Raw genomic sequence first — 17,666 nt, forward strand, 5'->3', positions numbered from 1 at the left:
AGCCGTCCCGGTCAGGCGGCCACCCCCGTCAGGCCGCCGCCCCCGTCAGGTCCCGGTGGATCGGTGCCGCCCCGCCCGTGAGCGGTACGCCCGTGCCGCCGCGCCGGGCGGCGACGATCTCCGCCACGATGGAGAGCGCGGTCTCCTCGGGCGTCCGGGCACCGAGGTCCAGGCCGATCGGCGAGCGGAGCCGGGACAGCTCGCGCTCGGTGAGGCCCGCCTCGCGCAACCGCCGGTTCCGGTCCTCGTGGGTGCGGCGCGAGCCCATCGCGCCGACGTACGCCACCGGGGTCCGCAGCGCCTCCGTGAGCAGCGGTACGTCGAACTTGGCGTCGTGGGTCAGGACGCACAGCACCGTGCGCTCGTCGGTGCGCGTGCCCCGCAGATAGCGGTGCGGCCAGTCGACGACGACCTCGTCCGCCTCGGGGAAGCGGGCCGGGGTGGCGAAGACGGACCGGGCGTCGCACACGGTCACGTGGTGGCCGAGGAACTTGCCGGCCCGCACCAGCGCCGCCGCGAAGTCGACCGCGCCGAAGACGATCATGCGGGGTGGCGGCACGCTGGACTCGACGAGCAGCGTGAGCCCGCCGGGGCAGTGGGTGCCGTCCTCCGAGAGGCCGACCGTGCCGGTGCGGCCGGCGTCCAGCAGCGCACCCGCCTCGGCGGCCGCGGTGCGGTCCAGGTCGGGGTGGCCGCCGAGACCGCCCTCGGACGAACCGTCGGGACGGACGAGCAGCGCCCGGCCCAGCAGCTCGGACGGGCCGTCGACGACCCGGGCGAGGGCCGCGGTACCGCCCCCGGCGGCGGTCGAGAGGGCCGCCCGGAACACCTCCCGCACGGGCGAGCCGGCGCCGACCGGCGTGACCAGGACGTCGATGATCCCGCCGCAGGTCAGCCCGACCGCGAAGGCGTCCTCGTCGCTGTAGCCGAACCGCTCGCGCACCGTCTCGCCGCTGAGCAGGGCGTCGGAGCACAGCTCGTACACCGCGCCCTCCACACAGCCCCCGGAGACCGACCCGATCGCCGTGCCCCCGCTGTCGACGGCGAGGGCGGCACCGGGACCGCGCGGTGCGCTGCCGCCGACGGAGACGACGGTGGCGACGGCGAACTCCCGGCCCTCGGCGAGCCAGCGGTGCAGTTCGTCGGCGATGTCAAGCATCGGCCGCTCCCTCACCCGCCGACAGCACGCGGTCGGGCCGGATGGGCAGGGCCCGGTGGCGTACGCCGGTCGCGTGCCACACGGCGTTGGCGACGGCGGCCGCCGCGCCGACGATGCCGATCTCGCCGACGCCCTTGATGCCGACCGGGTCGTCGGGGTCGTCGTCGTCCACCCAGTCCGCCTCGACGTCCGGGACGTCGGCGTGCGTGGCGACGTGGTATCCGGCGAGGTCGGGGCCGTAGAGGCCGCCGCTCGCCCGGTCCCGGACCGCCTCCTCGTGCAGGGCCATGGAGATGCCCCAGACCATGCCGCCGACGAGCTGGTTGCGGGCGGTGAGCGGGTTGACGATCCGGCCCGCCGCGAAGATGCCGAGCATGCGCCGCACCCGGACCTCGCCGGTGGCCGGGTCCACGGCGACCTCGGCGAACTGCGCGCCGTAGGAGTGGCGTTCCTTCTGCGCGAGGGCACCGAGGGCCTCGGTGGTGTCGGACCGTACGGTGATGCCCTCGGGCGGGACGCTCGTGCCGAGCGCGAGCCGCTCCCGCAGTTCGCGGGCCGCCTCCGTGATCGCCCACGCCCAGGAGCGGGTGCCCATCGAGCCGCCCGCGATCATCGCCGGCCCGAAGTCGCTGTCCCCGATGCGGACGCGGACCTGCTCGGGCGTGACGTCCAGCGCGTCGGCGGCCACGAGGGTGAGGGCCGTACGGGCGCCGGTGCCGATGTCGGCGGCGGCGATCCGCACGGTGAAGGTGCCGTCGGCCTCCGCGGTCACCAGGGCCGTGGAGGGCCCGGCGCCCGCCTGGAAGGAGGCCGCGGCCGTGCCGGTGCCCAGCAGCCAACGCCCGTCACGGCGCACCCCGGGGCGCGGGTCGCGGTCCGCCCAGCCGAACCGGCGGGCGCCCTCGCGGAAGCAGGCGGCCAGGTTGCGGCTGCCGAACGGCAGCCCGGAGACCGGGCCGGTCTCGGGCTCGTTGCGCAGGCGCAGGTCGACCGGGTCGACGCCGCAGCGCTCGGCGAGTTCGTCGAGCGCCGACTCGATGGCGAAGGACCCCGGCGCCTCGCCCGGCGCGCGCATGAAGGTCGGGGACGGCACGTCGAGCCGTACGACGTGGTTGGCCGTGCGGTGGGCGTCGGCGTCGTACATGACCCTGGCGACACCGGCGCCGGGCTCGACGAACTCGTAGACGGTCGACGTCTGGTTCAGCGAGCGGTGTTCCAGGGCGCGCAGCCGGCCGTCCGGGTCGGCGCCGAGCCGGACGCGCTGGGTGGTGGGGCTGCGGTAGCCGGCCAGCGAGAACATCTGACGCCGCGTCAGCACCACGCGTACCGGCCGTTGCAGAAGGGTGGCGGCCATCACGGCGGACACCTGGTGGGCGCGCAGGCCCTTGCTGCCGAAGCCGCCGCCGACGTGCTCGGAGCGCACCCGCACCGCCGACTCGTCGAGGGAGAACATCTTCGCCAGCTCGCCCTGTACCCAGGTGGTGCCCTGGTTGGAGTCGACGACCTCCAGCCGGCCGCCGTCCCACAGCGCCGTGGCGGCGTGCGGCTCCATCATGCTGTGGTGTTCCTCGGGCGTGGTGTACTCCGCGTCCACCACGACGGCGGACGCGGCGAGGCCGGCCGCCAGGTCGCCCTTCTCCGTCTCGGCGGGCATGTGCCCGGAGGCGGGGTAGGCGTCGGGGTGGTCCGCGGTGAGGTCGGTGTCGTGCGGTTCCTCGTCGTAGGTGACGACGAGGGCCTCGGCGGCCTCCCGGGCCTGCTCGGGCGTCTCGCCGACCACGAGGGCGACGGGCCAGCCGGCGTGCGGCACCCGGTCGTTCTGGAAGACCGCGGCGGTCGGGTCCGGCGGGATGCCCAGCATGCCGATGTAGTCGGTGTCGACGCGCGGGGCGTTGCCGTGGTGGAGGACGGCGAGCACGCCGGGCAGGCCGAGGACGGGCTCGGTGTCGATCGCGCGGACGCGGCCGCGGGCCACGGTGGACAGCACCAGCCAGCCGTGCGCGAGGTCGGCGAACGGTATCTCGCCGGCGTAGCGCGCCGCCCCGGTGACCTTGTCGCGTCCCTCGACGCGCGTGTGCGCGGTGCCGACGGCGCCCTTGGCCGTGGCGGGGCCGGTCGTGGCGGTGGTCATCGCGCGGCCTCCTCGGTGAGTTCGGTCAGGACGGCCACCACGAGGTTGCGCATGAGGGTCACCTTGTATCCGTTGTCGGGCAGCGGCCGGGCGGCGGCGAGTTCGGCGTCCGCGGCGGCGGCGTAGGCCGCGGCGTCGGCCGGTCCGCCGATCAGCACGTCCTCGGCGGCGCGGGCCCGCCAGGGACGCGAGGCGACCGCGCCGAGGGCCAGCCGCGCGTCTCGTACGACGCCGTCCTCGACGTCGAGCGCGGCGGCGACCGAGCCGATCGCGAAGGCGTACGAGGCGCGCTCGCGGACCTTGCGGTAGCGGGAGCGGGCGGCGACCGGGGCGGGCGGCAGGGTGACGCCGGTGATCAGCGCGCCGGGCGGCAGTGCGGTCTCCCGGTGCGGGGTGTCACCGACGGGGAGGTAGAAGCCGGCGAGCGGCGACTCGCCGGGGCCCTCGGGGGTTTCGTAGGTGACGACGGCGTCGAAGGCGGCGAGGGCGACGCCCATGTCCGAGGGGTGCACGGCCACGCAGTGGTCGGAGGCGCCCAGGATCGCGTGGTTGTGGTGCTCGCCGGTGACGGCGGGACAGCCGCTGCCGGGGGCCCGCTTGTTGCACGGCTTGCTCACGTCGGTGAAGTAGCCGCAGCGGGTGCGCTGGAGCAGGTTGCCGCCGACGGTGGCCATGTTGCGCAGCTGGCCGGAGGCGCCGGCGAGCACCGCCTGGGTCAACGCCGGGTAGCGGCGCCGCACTTCGGGGTGGGCGGCCAGGTCGCTGTTGGTGACGGTGGCGCCGACACGCAGGCCGCCGTCGGGGGTCGGCTCGATGCCGCCCAGGGGGAGTTCGCGGACGTCGACGAGCCGGGCGGGCCGTTCGACGCCGGACTTCATCAGGTCGACGAGGTTGGTGCCGCCGCCGAGGAAGCGGGCGTCCGGATCGGCGGCGAGCAGGGCCACCGCGCCCGGGACGTCGTCGGCGCGCTGGTAACCGAACTCCCTCATGCGGTCGCCTCCTTCGCGCGCTCCGCGTCCGCCCCGCCGTGGGCCTCGGCCGCGCGGGCGACGGCCTGGACGATGGAGACGTAGGCGCCGCACCGGCACAGGTTGCCGCTCATCCGTTCGCGGATCTCCTCCGGTGTCAGGGGCGGCGGCCCGGCCTCGGGCCGGACGTCGTCGGTGGCGGCGCTGGGCCAGCCGGCCGCGTGTTCCTCGATGACGGCGACGGCCGAGCAGATCTGGCCGGGGGTGCAGTAGCCGCACTGGTAGCCGTCGAGGTCGAGGAAGGCCTGCTGCACCGGGTGCAGCCGGTCTCCCTCGGCCATGCCCTCGATGGTGGTGATCTCGCGGCCTTCGGCGGCGACGGCGAGGTTGAGGCAGGAGACGGCACGGCGCCCGTCGACCAGGACGGTGCAGGCGCCGCACTGCCCCTGGTCGCAGCCCTTCTTGGTGCCGGTGAGATCGAGCCGCTCGCGCAGGGCGTCGAGCAGGGTGGTGCGGTGGTCGACGGTCAAGTGGTGCTTCTCGCCGTTGATGTTCAGGGTGACGGCGCTGGACGTCGCCGAGGGCGATGGAGCCATGATCAGCCTTCTTTGATGTCTGCTGACAGGGAAACGCTGACAGGGAAAACGGGCTGTAGGCGGTGGGGTCCGGGCAGGGTGTTCCGGGCGGTGTGTTCCGGGCAGCGTTCTCGGTAGTGGAGGTGAAGGGTCTCCCGTCCGCGGTCCCGGGCCGCGAGCCGGCTTCGCGAGCCGGTTCGGCCGGCCGCGTCCGCCGCTACAGTGGACGGCAACCGGACAACTGTCCGCTCACTGGGAAACGTAACGGACACCTGTCCGGTTAGCAAGAACGGGATTCGGCCACGAACCCGGGAGGAGCACGCGTGCCACAGCCGAAGAGGGACAAGGCGGATGCCCCCCTGCGCTCGGACGCACAGCGGAACCGGGAGCGCATCCTGCGCGTGGCCACGGAGGAGCTGACGCGCTGCGCGAACGCCCCGCTGAGCGCCATCGCCAAGAAGGCGGGCGTGGGACAGGGGACCTTCTACCGCAACTTCCCGCACCGCGAGGCACTCGTCCTGGAGGTCTACCGCTACGAGATGCAGCAGGTCGCGGACGCCGCCCCGCACCTGCTGGCCACCCTGGAGCCCGAGCGGGCGCTGCGCGAGTGGCTGGACCACCTCGCCCGTTTCGCCATGACCAAGGCCGGCCTCGCGGACGCGATCCGCCTGGTCACCAGCGCCCCCGGGGGGCCGGAGAAGCCGCGCCCCACACCTGTCATGGACGCGGCCCACCTGCTGCTCCGCGCCAACGAGGAGGCCGGCACCATCCGGCCCGGGGTCACCGCGGACGACTTCTTCCTCGTCATCGGCGGACTCTGGCTGATCGATCCCGGCGAGGACTGGCAGCCGCGGGCCACCCGGTTCCTGGACTTCGTCATGGACGGCCTACGGGCGGGCGCCCCCGGCCGGTGACCGCGCCCCGGCGCCCGGGCCGGATCCGGCCGGCCGCCCCCGCAGGCGGTAGCGGCGTTCGGGGCGGCCCGCCACGCCGTAGCGCAGGGAGACGTCCGCGCTGCCGACGGTGTGGAAGTACTCCAGGTAGCGGCGGGCACTGACCCGGGAGACGCCGGTCAGGGCCGCGCACTCGCTGGCCGACAGGGTGCCGTCGGTCTCCCGGAGGGTGCGTTCGACCAGCTCGGCGGTCTCCACGCTCATCCCCTTCGGCAGTGCCGGGACCGTCGCGGCGGCGGGGGCGGCCGAGGCCAGGACGCGGTCCACGTCGGCCTGGCTGCGGACCACGGTGCCGAGCAGCCGGCCCCGCTGGACGGCGTAGCGTTCCAGGCGGACCCTCAGGTCCTCGAACTCGAAGGGCTTGAGCAGGTAGTCGACCACGCCGTGGCGTACGGCACCGCGCACCGCGTCCGCCTCCCGGGCCGCGCTGATGACCATGACGTCGCAGTCGTGGCCGGCGGCACGCAGCCGGGGGATGACGTCGAGCCCGAAGACGTCCGGCAGGTACAGGTCGAGCAGGACGAGGTCGGGACGCAGCTCACCGACGGCGGCGAGCGCCTCCTCCCCGGTGCCGGCGACCCCGACGACCCGGAAGGGCTCGACGCGCCCGACGAAGGCGCGGTGGACCCGGGCCACCATGAAGTCGTCGTCCACCACGAGCACGCCGATCGCCGCGTCGTCGGCACGGGGTGCCGCCTCCGGCGTCGCGGTGGTGCGGTCCGTGCCCGCCTCGACGGTCGCGCGGTCCCCGCCGGCCGGGGCAGTCGCGGGGGCCGTACGGTCCCCGCCGGCCGGGGCGCTCGTGGCGGTCGTACGGTCGCCGCCCGCCGGGGCGGTCCCGGCGGCCGTGCCGGTCGTAGCCGTCATGGTGCTGCTCCTTCCGCCACCGCGTCGGTGAGGTGGCTGACGGTCATGCGTGCGGTGAACATGGCCCCCTCGGGGGTGTTGGTCACCGAGATCTCGCCGCCGTGACGCTCGCAGACCAGCCGGGTCAGTGCCAGGCCGATGCCGCGTTCGCCCTGCCGGGCGGCCTTGGTGGTGAAGCCGTGGGAGAAGACCTCGCGGGCCAGTTCGGGCGCCACACCGGGCCCGGAGTCGCGGACCACGATCTCGACGCTGGCGGCGTCCTGCCGCAGCTCCACCTCGACCCACGCCTCGTGGCCGTCACCGGGCGCAGCGGCGGCGTCCACGGCGTTGTCGACGAGGTTGCCGACCACGGTGGCCACGTCGGCGGCGTCCTCGGGAGCCAGCCGGTCGAGCGCCGTGCGGTCCGAGACGCGCAGGGCGACCCGGCGCTCGGCCGCGAGGGAGGACTTCGCCGTCAGCAGCGCGGCCACGGCGGTGTCACGGACCCGGCGGCTCAGGGTGACGTCCAGGGACTGGCGGCGCTGGTTCAGCGCGCGGATGTAGCGCACGACCTCGTCCTGCTCGCCGATCTGGATGAGCCCGGAGATGGTGTGCAGCTGGTTGGCGAACTCGTGGGCCTGGGCGCGCAGCAGCTCGGAGGTGCTGCGGAAGGAGCCGATCTCCCGTTCCAGGCGGGCCAGTTCGGTGCGGTCGCGCAGGGTGGTGACCGAGCCCAGCGGGCGGCCGTCCTTGGTGACGGTCATCCGGTTCATGACCAGGACCCTGCCGTGCCGGACGACGACCTCGTCGCGCGGCCGGGCCGCCCCCGGCGCGCTGCCGGCCAGGACGTCGCGCAGCCGGCCGTCGATGCCGAGGCCGTCCAGGCTCTGGCCCACGCAGTCGGCGGGCAGGTCGAGCAGGCGCCGGCCCATCTCGTTGACCAGGGTGAGCCGGTGCTGCGGATCGAGGGCGACCACGCCCTCGGCGATGCCGTACAGCATGGCCTCCCGGTGCTCGGCGAGCCCGGCGATCTCGCGCGGCTCCAGGCCGAGGGTCTGCCGCTTGACGCGCCGGGCGAGCAGCCAGGAGCCGGCCACTCCGAGACCGCTGGCGACGCCGAGGTAGGCGAGGAGGTAGGAGGAGGCGCCGCTGAGGCGCTGCCACACCGTCGGGTCGGCCTCGCCGACCATCACCGTGCCGAGGTGCCGGCCGAGGGTCGCCCGGGTGGCGCCGAGCACCGGCACCTGGGCGACCAGCTCACGGCCGCCCTGAACCGTCAGCGGGCCCGACCATCCGCGTCCGCGCGCCGCGCCCTCGTCGCGGGGCAGCCGGCCGCCGATCAGGGTGGGGTCGGTGGAGCTGACGACGCGGCCGGCGGCGTCGGCGATCGTGACCGAGGTGACCCCGGACTGGGTCTGCGTGCTGTTCACCAGCGGGGCGAGGGCCTCCTGCGGCACGGGGCGCAGGAGCTGGCTGCGCACCAGCGGCGTGGCGGCGAGCTGTTCGGCCAGGGCGGTGACCCGGCGGCCCTCGACGCGGTTGAAGGTGGCCTCGGACTGGGCGAGCGAGACGGCGGCGACCGCGAGCAGGACCACCACGACGATGGCGAGCTGGAGGACCAGCATCTCGCCCGCGAGGGTGTGACGGCGGAAGGTGGGGGCCACGGCGGACTCGTTCTCGGCGTGCGAAGGGGCGGGCGGGTGTCGGGGGCGGACGGGTGGCGGGGGCGGGTGAGTGGGTGGGCAGGGTCGCCATCATGGCGCCCACCTGCGGCGAGGGAAAGGGATGTGCCGTGTTCGCAATGAACCGGCGACCGCAATGACCACAACCTCCCTTGGTTCCGCAAGGAGGACAGATCCCCGGCGCGCGGGCACCATGTGGCCCACGTCACCCTCCCCCACAGGGCTCTCCGTACCGCTCCACCCTTATCCGAACTACCCGACCGACAGGTGGTGTCATACGTGCGCCTGCGCACCCCCCTCGCCCTGCTCGGGGCCGCCGTGCTCGTGCTCGCGGGACCGCCGCTGCTCTCCACGGGCAGCGACTCCGGGACCGGCACACAGATCCCCGGCCTGCGCTTCATGGTCCCCAACACGCCCGGCGGCGGCTACGACATCACCGCCCGCACGGCCGCCAAGAACGCCGAGGACGCCGGTCTCACCCACAACATCGAGGTGTTCAACCTGCCCGGCGCGGGCGGCACCGTGGGGCTGAGCCGGCTGGTGAGCGAGCACGGCAACGGCAAGCTCGCCATGTCCATGGGCCTCGGCGTGGTGGGCGCCGCCCGCTCCAACCACGCGCCCAAGACCCTCGCCGACACCACGCCGATCGCGCGGCTCACCGAGGAGCAGGACGTCGTCGTGGTCGCCAAGGACTCGCCGTACCGGACGATCGACGAGCTCATCACGGCCTGGAAGAAGAACCCGGGCAAGATCCCCGTGGGCGGCGGTTCCTCGCCGGGCGGGCCGGACCATCTCGCGCCGATGCTGATGGCGCAGGCGGCCGGCATCGCCCCGAAGTCGGTCAACTACATCCCCTTCGACGGCGGCGGCGAGCTGCTCGCCTCGATCCTCGGCGACAAGGTCGGCTTCGGGGTGTCCGGGGTCGGCGAGTACCTGGACCAGATCAAGGCGGGCGAGCTGCGGGTGCTCGCGGTGACCGGCCCGGAGCGGGTCGACGACCTGAAGGACGCGCCGACGCTCATGGAGTCGGGGTACGACGTGGACTTCACCAACTGGCGCGGCATCGTCGCCCCGCCCGGTCTGTCCGAGGCGGAGCGGAACAAACTGACGCGCCTGGTCGAGGAGTTGCACGACTCCCCCGAGTGGAAGAAGTCGATGGAGCAGAACGGCTGGGACGACGCGTTCCTCACCGGTGAGGAGTTCGGCGCGTTCCTCGACGCCCAGGACAAGCGTGTGGTGTCGGTACTGAAGGAGCTGGGACTGTGACGACGCGGACCGATTCCTCTCCGGCGCCGGACCCGGCGCCCGCACCGTCGGCCGGGCGGCGCGCGTGGCTGCGCGACCACTCCGAACTGGGCGTGTGCGTCCTGCTGCTGGCTCTCGGCGTGCTGGTGCTGACCGACGCGCTGACCATGGACGTCGACATCACCCAGCGCGGCCCGGTCGGCCCGAAGACCGTGCCCGTGGTCGTCGGCATCGGCCTCCTGGTGATCGCCGCGCTGCTCGCCGTGGACGTCCTGCGCGGCGGCCGGGGCGAGGCCGAGGGCGGCGAGGACGTCGACCTGTCCGAACCGGCCGACTGGCGCACGGTGCTGCTGCTGTCCGGCATCTTCCTCGGCGCGGCGGTGCTGATCGAGCCGGCCGGGTTCCCCGTCGCGGGCGCGCTGCTGTTCTGGGGCGCGGCCTTCGCCCTCGGCAGTCGCCGCGTGGACCGCGATCCGCTGATCGCCGCGGGGCTGTCCCTGCTGACCTACGTCGTCTTCGACAAGCTGCTCGGCGTGCCCCTGCCCGGCGGTCCCCTGATGGGAGTGCTCTGACATGAACGCCCTGAACTCCCTGACGGACGGCTTCGGTACGGCCCTGTCCCCGCTCAACCTCCTGTGGGCCGCCCTCGGCGTGCTGCTCGGCACGGCCATCGGCGTGCTGCCCGGCATCGGTCCGGCGATGGCCGTGGCGCTGCTGCTGCCGGTGACGTACGGGCTGGACCCGGTCGCGGCGTTCATCATGTTCGCCGGCATCTACTACGGCGCGATGTTCGGCGGTTCGACCACCTCGATCCTGCTCAACACCCCCGGCGAGAGCGCCGCCGTGGTGGCGGCCATGGAGGGCAACCCCATGGCGAAGGCGGGGCGCGGCGCGCAGGCGCTGGCGGCCGCCGCGATAGGCCACTTCGCCGGCGGCATGATCGGCACGATCCTGCTGGTCGCGCTGGCGCCCGCGGTCGCCGACCTGGCGGTGGACATCGGCGCGCCGGACTACTTCGCCATCATGGTGCTGGCGTTCATCGCGGTGACGTCGGTGCTGGGCTCCTCGCGCGTCAGAGGCATGGCCTCGCTGTTGATCGGGCTGACGATCGGGCTGGTGGGCCTGGACCAGATGACGGGCCAGCAGCGGCTGACCTTCGGCTCGCTGCAGCTCGCCGACGGCGTGGACGTGGTGATCGTCGCGGTCGGGCTGTTCGCGATCGGCGAGGCGCTGTGGGTGGCGGCGCACCTGCGGCGCGGGGCGGCCGAGCCGATCCCGGTGGGCCGCCCCTGGCTCGGCCGCGGGGACGTGCGGCGGACCTGGAAGTCCTGGCTGCGCGGTCCCTTCATCGGCTTCCCGTTCGGCGCGATCCCGGCGGGCGGCGCGGAGATCCCCACCTTCCTGTCGTATGTCACGGAGAAGCGCCTGTCCAAGCACAAGGACGAGTGGGGCAAGGGCGCCATCGAGGGCGTGGCCGGCCCGGAGTCGGCGGCGTCGGCCTCGGCGGCGGGCACGCTGGTGTCGATGCTGACCCTGGGCCTGCCGACGACGGCGGTCGCGGCGGTCATGCTCGCCGCGTTCCAGCAGTACGGCATCCAGCCGGGCCCGCTGCTCTTCGAACGCGAACCCGAGCTGGTCTGGGGCCTGATCGCCTCCCTCTTCGTCGGCATGGTGCTGCTGCTCGCGCTGAACCTGCCGCTGGCGCCGGTGTGGGCGAAGCTGCTGCGCATCCCGCGGCCGTACCTGTACGCGGGGATCATGTTCTTCGCGGCGGTCGGCGCCTACGCGGTCGGCGGCGAGGTCGTGGACCTGGTGACGCTGCTGGTCATCGGCCTGGTCGGGTTCGGCATGCGGCGCTACGGCCTGCCGATCCTGCCCGCCGTGATCGGCGTCATCCTCGGCCCGAACGCCGAACAGCAGTTGCGCCGCGCCCTGCAGATCAGCGACGGCAGCGTGAAGGGCCTGGTCGACACGCCGTTCGCGGTGTCGGTGTACGCGGTGATCGTGCTGCTGCTGGCGTGGCCGCTGCTGAAGCGGTGGGTGAGCCGGGGGCGGGTGCGGGCCGACGCCTGACCCCGCGATCCGCCGGGCCGAGCCCGGGAGGCCCAGCCCACAAGCCCAGCCCGGAAGCTCAGCCCAGGAAGCTCAGCCGGACCTGGCGGTCGGGGTTGTCCCTGTTGGTGTCCACGAGGCACACCGACTGCCAGGTGCCGAGTTCCAGCCGGCCGCCGATCACCGGCAGGGTCGCGTGCGGCGGGACGAAGGCGGGCAGGACGTGGTCGCGGCCGTGGCCGGGACTGCCGTGGCGGTGCTGCCAGCGGTCGTCGGCGGGGAGCAGGGTGTGCAGGGCGGCGAGCAGGTCGTCGTCGCTGCCCGCGCCGGTCTCGATGACCGCGATCCCGGCGGTGGCGTGCGGGACGAAGACGTTGAGGAGGCCGTCGCGGCTGGCGGCCGCCTCGCGGAGGAAGGACTCGCAGTCCCCGGTGATGTCGGCGACCCGCTCCGCCGAGCCGGTGGCGAGGTTCAGGACTCGGGTGGTGAAGGCATCTGGCATGCCCCCATCCTGACGTACGCGGCGGGCCGGGCGCGGGAGCGTCGGGCCCGTGATCGTCCGGGTGCGGGAGGGGGGAAGACGGGGACCCTCGGCCTGGTTGGGGGAAACGTGAACAACACGCGTGAGGACGAGGCGCACGAGGTCCAGGTCGTCGTCATCGGTGCCGGCCAGGCGGGACTCGCCGCCGCCCATCACCTGCGGCGCACCGGGTTCGAACCGGAGCGGGACTTCGTGGTGCTCGACCACTCCCCCGGGCCCGGCGGCGCCTGGCAGTTCCGCTGGCCCTCCCTGACGTACGGCAAGGTGCACGGGATGCACGCGCTGCCGGGCATGGAACTGACCGGCGCGGATCCGGCGCGCCCGTCCGCCGAGGTGATCGGCGCGTACTTCGCCGCGTACGAGGAGACCTTCGACCTGCGGGTGCGGCGGCCCGTCGACGTCCGCGCGGTACGCGAGGGGACGGGCGGGCGACTGCTCGTCGAGACGTCGGCCGGTCTCTGGTCGGCACGGGCGCTGATCAACGCGACCGGCACCTGGGACCGGCCCTTCTGGCCGCGCTACCCGGGGCAGGAGACGTTCCTCGGGCGGCAGCTGCACACCGCCCGGTACGCCGGTCCGGAGGAGTTCGCCGGGCAGCGCGTGGTCGTGGTGGGCGGCGGTGCCTCGGCGACACAGCACCTGCTGGAGATCGCCCCCTACGCCGCGGCCACGACCTGGGTGACCAGGCGGCCCCCCGTGTTCCGGGAGGGTCCCTTCGACGAGAACGCGGGCCGGGCCGCGGTGGCCCTCGTGGAGGAGAGGGTGCGGCGGGGGCTGCCGCCCAGGAGCGTGGTGTCGGTCACGGGGCTGCCGCTGAACGACGCGATCCGGGCGGGACTGGAGTCGGGTGTGCTGGACCGGCAGCCCATGTTCGACCGCGTCACGCCCGAGGGGGTCGAGTGGGACGACGGGCGGCGGGTCACCGCCGACGTCATCCTGTGGGCGACCGGGTTCCGCCCCGCCGTCGACCACCTGAGGCCGCTGCGGCTGCGGGAGCCGGGCGGCGGCATCCGGGTCGAGGGGACGCGCGCGGTCGCCGATCCGCGGGTCCATCTCGTCGGCTACGGGCCCTCCGCCAGCACCATCGGCGCCAACCGGGCGGGGCGCGCGGCCGTGCGGGACATCAGACGACTGCTGGCCGAGCGGGCACCCGTGGCCGCCTCGTGACGCACCGCGCGGTCACCTGTCCCCGGCGTCGCCCGAGGCGCTCTCCCTGAGGCGGTTGAACTCCGCGACATTGCGCTGGTGTTCGGCGTGGTCGGCGGTGAAGCGGGTGTCGCCGGGCTTGACCGTGACGAAGTACAGCCAGTCGCCGGGCGTCGGGTCGATCGCGGCGCGCATCGCGTCGTCGCCGGGGTTGGCGATGGGCGTGGGCGGCAGGCCCATGCGCTGGTAGGAGTTGTAGGGGCTGTCGATCCTGGTGTCCGTGGCGGTGGTGTCCAGGGTGGAGCGGCCCAGGGCGTAGTCGATGGTGGAGTCCATCTGGAGCGGCATGCCGCGTTCGAGCCGGTTGAAGATCACCCGGGCGACCTTGCCCATGTCCTCCTCGGTCGCCGCCTCGGCCTGCACGATGCTGGCGATGGTGACCGCCTGGTAGACGTTCAGCGCGTTGCGCTGGGCGCCCGCGGCGATCGGCGCGCCGGTGAACTTCTTGTTCGCCGTGTCCACCATGGCCGTCAGCAGCTTCTCCGGGGTCGGGTTCTCGCCGAGCGGGTAGGTCGCGGGGAAGAGGTAGCCCTCGGGGTTGCCCTCGGCGTCGTTCGGCAGCTCGAGGTCGGCCTTGGCGAGGGACTTCTTGGTGGTGCCCGCGGGCAGGGCGAGGGTCTTGTCGACGGCCTCGTAGACCTGCGTCGCGCGCCGCCCCTCCGGGATGACCAGGGACGTGGGGCGGGAGTCGCCCTCGTCGTCCGTCGTCAGCAGCGGCACCGCCACGGCGGTTCCGGCCACGACGGCGCCGGTCACGATCAGGGCGATACGGCCCCGGCGCGTCAGTCGGATCGTTCTCCTGGTGCCTCTCGTGCTCCGTCGCGGAGTGTTCGTCTGCATGCGGGCACGGTAACCCCCATGTGCGGACAAACCTGGCATATCGTCATCTTGTCGGCTCCAGTCGGGCGTCCCGGCGGACCAGGGCCGCGTACCGCCCGCCCCGCTCCAGCAGCTCCTCGTGGGTGCCCTGTTCGGCCAGCCGTCCGGAGTCGAGGACCACGATCCGGTCGGCGTCCCGGACGGTGGACAGGCGGTGCGCGATCGTGATCGTGGTGCGATTGGCGGACAGGGCGTCGATGGCGTCCTGCACGGCGGCCTCGGTACGGGTGTCCAGGGCGCTGGTCGCCTCGTCGAGGACGAGGACGGGCGGGTCGCGCAGGATGGTGCGGGCGATGGCCAGACGCTGCTTCTCGCCGCCGGAGAACCGGTGCCCGCGTTCGCCGACGACCGTGTCGTAGCCGTCGGGCAGGGCGGCGATGTGGTCGTGGATCTGGGCCGCCCGCGCCGCTTCCTCCAGCTCCGCGTCGGTGGCGTCCGGCTTGGCGAAGCGCAGGTTCTCGGCGACCGAGGCGTGGAAGAGGTACGTCTCCTGCGAGACGACGCCGACCGCGCGGGCGAGGGTGTCGAAGTCCAGGTCACGCACGTCGACCCCGTCGAGGGTCACCCGGCCGCCCGTCACGTCGTACAGCCGGGGCACCAGGTGGCCGAGCGTGGACTTGCCGGCGCCGGTCGGTCCGACGACGGCGAGGCTGCCGCCGGCGGGCACGGTGATGTCGATGCCGTCGAGGACCGGGCCGCTCTTGCCGTCGTAGCGGAACTCCACGTTCTCGAAGCGGACCTCGCCCTTGACGCGGTCGAGGTGGACGGCGTCGTCCCGCTCGGTGATGTCGATCGGCAGGTCGAGGTACTCGAAGATGCGCTGGAAGAGCGCGAGCGAGGTCTGGATCTGGACGCCGGTCGACAGCAGGCTCACTGTCGGGCGGAACAGGCCCTGCTGGAGCGAGACGAAGGCGACGATCGTGCCGAGGGAGACGTCGGGGCCGCCGAGCTGGAGGGCGATGCCCGCGGTCCAGTAGATGACGGCCGGCATGGCGGCCATGACGATGGTGATGACGGCCATCCGCCAGCGGCCCGCCATGTTCGACCGCACCTCCAGGTCGACCAGGCTCTCGGACTCGTCCGCGAAGGCGCGGGTGAGCGAGTCGGAGCGGCCCATGGTGCGGCCGAGCAGGATGCCGCTGACGGAGAGCGACTCGGTGACCGTCGCGGCCATCGCGGCCATCTGCTTCTGGCGCCGGGTGGTGATCTTCCGGCGCTCCCTGCCGACGCGGCGGCTGATCCAGACGAAGACCGGGAGCAGGAGCAGCGAGACGACGGTCAGGCGCCAGTCGAGGACGACCATGGCGGCGATCGTGGCGACCACGCCGGTCAGGTTGGAGACCAGGGAGGTCGCCGTGGAGGTGACGGTGGCCTGCATGCCGCCGATGTCGTTGGCGATGCGGGACTGGACCTCGCCGGTACGGGTGCGGGTGAAGAAGGCGAGGGACATCCGCTGGAGCCGGCCGTAGACGGCGGTGCGCAGGTCGTGCATGACGCGCTGGCCGACGGTCGTGGAGATCAGCGTCTGCAGGACGCCGAAGACGCTGGTGAGGACGGCGCCGAGGATCATGCCGAGGGCCAGCAGGCTCAGCAGGCCGGTGCGCCCCTCGGGGATGGCGACGTCGAGGATCTCCTTCAGCAGGAAGGGGGTGGCGACCGAGACCAGCGACGCGGCGCCGACGAGCAGCCCGACGACCGCGAGGCGGCCGCGGTAGGGCTGGAACAGCTTGAGGATGCGCCGCACCTGCCGGGGCTGTTCCTTCGCGTCGGCGGGTGCGGTCCAGGTGGATGCGCGATCGGGGTGCATGGGCTCCTTCGGGGGCGGTGCGTGGGCCGCGGGATTCGGGGCTTCGCGGAATCGCGGGATTGCGGGATTGCGGGATTGCGGAATCGCGGGATTCGCGGGATTCGCGGGCGGATCGTAGCTCATTGTTACCTATACTCACAATGAACGTCATCCTGATATTGTTCCCGCATGACCGCCCCCGACCCCGACGGCCTGCTCGCCGAGCAGTTGCTGCGGCTCACCCGCCGGGTGCACCGCATCCAGAAGCGCCACCTCGAGCACCGCGAGCTCGGCATCACCCCGGCCCAGTCCCGGCTGCTGCGCACCCTGGCGCACTACGGCTCGCCGCCGCGCATGGCCGATCTCGCCGAGCGGCTGGAGGTCGTGCCGCGGGCGGTGACGACGCTGGTGGACGGGCTGGAGGCGGCCGGCAAGGTGCGCCGCGTCCCTGACCCGGCCAACCGCCGGGTGATCCGGATCGAGCTCACCGACGACGGCCGCGCGGCCCTGCGGGAGGTGCGGGACGCGCGCCGGTGCGCCGCGCAGGAGATCCTCGCCCCGCTGACGGACGAGCAGCGCGCGGTGCTCGGCGGTCTGCTGGACACACTGGTCGACGGCCCCCAGGACGCACCGGCCACCCGGACCCTGTGACCGGGTGACGGTCCCGGGGCGCCCGCTCAGGCCTTCAGGTGCGCCCGGTCCCCCATGACCACGACCGGGTGCTGGTCCGGGTCCAGGGTGCGCAGCAGGTACTCCATGGCCGGCTTCGGCAGACTGACGCAGGCCGACGTACCGCTGCCGTGGTCCATGTGGAGCCAGATCCCGCCACCCTTGGCCGCGCCCTCGGGGCGGGTCGGGTCGTTCGGCGGGGTGCCCTTGACCCGGTTGTAGTCGATGGCGATGACGTAGTCGAAGTCGTGCCAGTAGGACTTGGCCCACCAGCGCGGTGCCGCGAAGGCGTCGGAGCGGGTGTAGGGCAGCCCGGCACCGGGGGCCGGATCGGGGTCCGGCAGTACGCCGCCCGCGTCGCTGAGGGTGAACACGCCGACGGGGCTGCGCCTGTCGTTCTCGCGGTGGTCGGTCGTCCAGCCCTTCGTGCCGTTGTGCGCCGCCCAACTGCGGGCGCGGTGCCAGGCGGAGCCCTGCTTCGTGTACAGCACGACCGTGGAGTCGGCGGAGTCCCTCCCGTCGCCGTACACCGCGACGACCTGCCGCGCGCCGGCGGGGATGCGCCGCTGTAGCCGGTCGCCGACGCCCGGGATCCGGGTCGGGTCGGCCGTGGCGCCGCTCCGGCCCGCCCCGTCGTCGGCGGGCCGGTTCGCCGAATCATCCGTGCCGTGCCCGGCCGGGCCGCCGCAGGCGGCCAGCACCGTCAGCAGCAACCCAAGGGCCGCCGCCGCGACCGCCGTACGCCGTGCACCACCACTCCGCATCCGTCCATGGTCGCACTCGCCCCGGGCCGACGAGGGGGTGGTGTGGAGGGCGGGGGCCGGAGGGGTGCCGGAGGGCGGCGGCCGGAGGGGTGCCGGGGTCGGGGCGGCAGCCGGAGAGGGCCGAGGGCCCGGCAGCCGGACGGACATTGAAGGCGACAGCCCGGCGGGCGCGTAGGGCGACAGCCCGGCGGCCGCGTAGGACGGCAGCCC

General features: G+C 73.8%; 16 protein-coding genes. 6 read left to right on the top strand and 10 right to left on the bottom strand.

The window, feature by feature from the left end; genetic code table 11:
• Window positions 1-28 precede the first annotated feature (28 nt).
• From ACFIF2_RS10415 to ACFIF2_RS10430, 4 genes are read right to left on the bottom strand one after another with little or no spacing between them, the layout of a single operon-like run.
• Window positions 29-1,159 carry an XdhC family protein gene (locus ACFIF2_RS10415; RefSeq protein ID WP_395572260.1) on the bottom strand — a complete coding sequence of 377 codons (1,131 nt, stop codon included), beginning with the start codon at window positions 1,157-1,159 and terminating at the stop codon, window positions 29-31.
• Window positions 1,152-3,290, bottom strand: coding sequence for a xanthine dehydrogenase family protein molybdopterin-binding subunit (locus ACFIF2_RS10420; protein ID WP_395572261.1), 2,139 nt, complete (start codon window positions 3,288-3,290; stop codon window positions 1,152-1,154). Before ACFIF2_RS10420 ends, ACFIF2_RS10415 begins: the two co-directional genes overlap by 8 nt.
• Entirely contained in the window at window positions 3,287-4,279 is a 993-nt protein-coding gene (locus tag ACFIF2_RS10425; RefSeq protein ID WP_395572262.1) for an FAD binding domain-containing protein, read from the bottom strand. Before ACFIF2_RS10425 ends, ACFIF2_RS10420 begins: the two co-directional genes overlap by 4 nt.
• Window positions 4,276-4,854 (bottom strand): (2Fe-2S)-binding protein, encoded by a 579-nt coding sequence (locus ACFIF2_RS10430; RefSeq protein ID WP_395572263.1) that lies wholly within the window; start codon window positions 4,852-4,854, stop codon window positions 4,276-4,278. The genes ACFIF2_RS10425 and ACFIF2_RS10430 overlap by 4 nt, the downstream gene beginning before the upstream one ends.
• A 302-nt stretch (window positions 4,855-5,156) precedes the next feature.
• Between ACFIF2_RS10430 and ACFIF2_RS10435 the strand changes: the two genes are divergently transcribed.
• Window positions 5,157-5,747 carry a TetR/AcrR family transcriptional regulator gene (locus ACFIF2_RS10435; protein WP_395572264.1) on the top strand — a complete coding sequence of 197 codons (591 nt, stop codon included), beginning with the start codon at window positions 5,157-5,159 and terminating at the stop codon, window positions 5,745-5,747.
• Here ACFIF2_RS10435 and ACFIF2_RS10440 read toward each other — a convergent pair.
• Together ACFIF2_RS10440 and ACFIF2_RS10445 are read right to left on the bottom strand one after the other, a co-directional pair.
• On the bottom strand, window positions 5,721-6,425 hold the full coding sequence (locus tag ACFIF2_RS10440; protein WP_395572494.1) for a response regulator: 705 nt from the start codon (window positions 6,423-6,425) through the stop codon (window positions 5,721-5,723). The two genes, ACFIF2_RS10435 and ACFIF2_RS10440, sit on opposite strands and share 27 nt — an antisense overlap.
• Before the next feature lie 224 nt (window positions 6,426-6,649).
• A complete protein-coding gene (locus tag ACFIF2_RS10445) occupies window positions 6,650-8,296 on the bottom strand; it encodes an ATP-binding protein (protein ID WP_395572265.1) in 1,647 nt (548 codons plus the stop codon).
• A gap of 297 nt (window positions 8,297-8,593) precedes the next feature.
• Here ACFIF2_RS10445 and ACFIF2_RS10450 point away from each other — a divergent pair, with 297 nt between their 5' ends.
• From ACFIF2_RS10450 to ACFIF2_RS10460, 3 genes are read left to right on the top strand one after another with little or no spacing between them, the layout of a single operon-like run.
• Window positions 8,594-9,580, top strand: a complete 987-nt coding sequence (locus ACFIF2_RS10450; protein ID WP_395572266.1) for a Bug family tripartite tricarboxylate transporter substrate binding protein — start codon at window positions 8,594-8,596, stop codon at window positions 9,578-9,580.
• On the top strand, window positions 9,577-10,131 hold the full coding sequence (locus tag ACFIF2_RS10455) for a tripartite tricarboxylate transporter TctB family protein (protein ID WP_395572267.1): 555 nt from the start codon (window positions 9,577-9,579) through the stop codon (window positions 10,129-10,131). The genes ACFIF2_RS10450 and ACFIF2_RS10455 overlap by 4 nt, the downstream gene beginning before the upstream one ends.
• Window position 10,132: 1 nt before the next feature.
• A complete protein-coding gene (locus ACFIF2_RS10460; protein ID WP_395572268.1) occupies window positions 10,133-11,632 on the top strand; it encodes a tripartite tricarboxylate transporter permease in 1,500 nt (499 codons plus the stop codon).
• A gap of 58 nt (window positions 11,633-11,690) precedes the next feature.
• Here the strand turns inward: ACFIF2_RS10460 and ACFIF2_RS10465 are convergent, their stop codons facing one another.
• On the bottom strand, window positions 11,691-12,113 hold the full coding sequence (locus tag ACFIF2_RS10465) for a YjbQ family protein (protein WP_395572269.1): 423 nt from the start codon (window positions 12,111-12,113) through the stop codon (window positions 11,691-11,693).
• Window positions 12,114-12,221: 108 nt separating this feature from the next.
• On the opposite strand from ACFIF2_RS10465, the gene ACFIF2_RS10470 reads away from it, so the two are divergent.
• On the top strand, window positions 12,222-13,319 hold the full coding sequence (locus tag ACFIF2_RS10470; protein WP_395572270.1) for an NAD(P)-binding domain-containing protein: 1,098 nt from the start codon (window positions 12,222-12,224) through the stop codon (window positions 13,317-13,319).
• Window positions 13,320-13,331: 12 nt separating this feature from the next.
• Here the strand turns inward: ACFIF2_RS10470 and mltG are convergent, their stop codons facing one another.
• Both mltG and ACFIF2_RS10480 read right to left on the bottom strand, forming a co-directional pair.
• On the bottom strand, window positions 13,332-14,198 hold the full coding sequence (gene mltG / locus ACFIF2_RS10475) for an endolytic transglycosylase MltG (protein ID WP_395572271.1): 867 nt from the start codon (window positions 14,196-14,198) through the stop codon (window positions 13,332-13,334).
• Between the two features lie 43 nt (window positions 14,199-14,241).
• On the bottom strand, window positions 14,242-16,044 hold the full coding sequence (locus ACFIF2_RS10480; protein ID WP_395572272.1) for an ABC transporter ATP-binding protein: 1,803 nt from the start codon (window positions 16,042-16,044) through the stop codon (window positions 14,242-14,244).
• Between the two features lie 168 nt (window positions 16,045-16,212).
• Between ACFIF2_RS10480 and ACFIF2_RS10485 the strand changes: the two genes are divergently transcribed.
• The gene (locus ACFIF2_RS10485; protein ID WP_395572273.1) at window positions 16,213-16,674 is read left to right on the top strand and encodes a MarR family winged helix-turn-helix transcriptional regulator; all 462 of its coding nucleotides are present in this window, start codon (window positions 16,213-16,215) and stop codon (window positions 16,672-16,674) included.
• Between the two features lie 26 nt (window positions 16,675-16,700).
• Here ACFIF2_RS10485 and ACFIF2_RS10490 read toward each other — a convergent pair whose 3' ends face one another.
• Window positions 16,701-17,456 (bottom strand): L,D-transpeptidase family protein, encoded by a 756-nt coding sequence (locus ACFIF2_RS10490; protein ID WP_395572274.1) that lies wholly within the window; start codon window positions 17,454-17,456, stop codon window positions 16,701-16,703.
• Window positions 17,457-17,666: the final 210 nt, after the last annotated feature.

The organism is Streptomyces sp. BK79 (assembly GCF_044142145.1).
Classification (GTDB): Bacteria; Actinomycetota; Actinomycetes; order Streptomycetales; family Streptomycetaceae; genus Streptomyces.

What these genes read in the sequence shown, in the direction of transcription:
- ACFIF2_RS10415 (WP_395572260.1), bottom strand. Translation starts at nt 1,159, where the DNA reads ATGCTTGACATCGCCGACGAACTGCACCGCTGGCTCGCCGAGGGCCGG.
- ACFIF2_RS10420 (WP_395572261.1), bottom strand. Translation starts at nt 3,290, where the DNA reads ATGACCACCGCCACGACCGGCCCCGCCACGGCCAAGGGCGCCGTCGGC.
- ACFIF2_RS10425 (WP_395572262.1), bottom strand. Translation starts at nt 4,279, where the DNA reads ATGAGGGAGTTCGGTTACCAGCGCGCCGACGACGTCCCGGGCGCGGTG.
- ACFIF2_RS10430 (WP_395572263.1), bottom strand. Translation starts at nt 4,854, where the DNA reads ATGGCTCCATCGCCCTCGGCGACGTCCAGCGCCGTCACCCTGAACATC.
- ACFIF2_RS10440 (WP_395572494.1), bottom strand. Translation starts at nt 6,425, where the DNA reads ATGGTGGCCCGGGTCCACCGCGCCTTCGTCGGGCGCGTCGAGCCCTTC.
- ACFIF2_RS10460 (WP_395572268.1), top strand. Translation starts at nt 10,133, where the DNA reads ATGAACGCCCTGAACTCCCTGACGGACGGCTTCGGTACGGCCCTGTCC.
- ACFIF2_RS10465 (WP_395572269.1), bottom strand. Translation starts at nt 12,113, where the DNA reads ATGCCAGATGCCTTCACCACCCGAGTCCTGAACCTCGCCACCGGCTCG.
- mltG (WP_395572271.1), bottom strand. Translation starts at nt 14,198, where the DNA reads ATGCAGACGAACACTCCGCGACGGAGCACGAGAGGCACCAGGAGAACG.
- ACFIF2_RS10480 (WP_395572272.1), bottom strand. Translation starts at nt 16,044, where the DNA reads ATGCACCCCGATCGCGCATCCACCTGGACCGCACCCGCCGACGCGAAG.
- ACFIF2_RS10485 (WP_395572273.1), top strand. Translation starts at nt 16,213, where the DNA reads ATGACCGCCCCCGACCCCGACGGCCTGCTCGCCGAGCAGTTGCTGCGG.
- ACFIF2_RS10490 (WP_395572274.1), bottom strand. Translation starts at nt 17,456, where the DNA reads ATGCGGAGTGGTGGTGCACGGCGTACGGCGGTCGCGGCGGCGGCCCTT.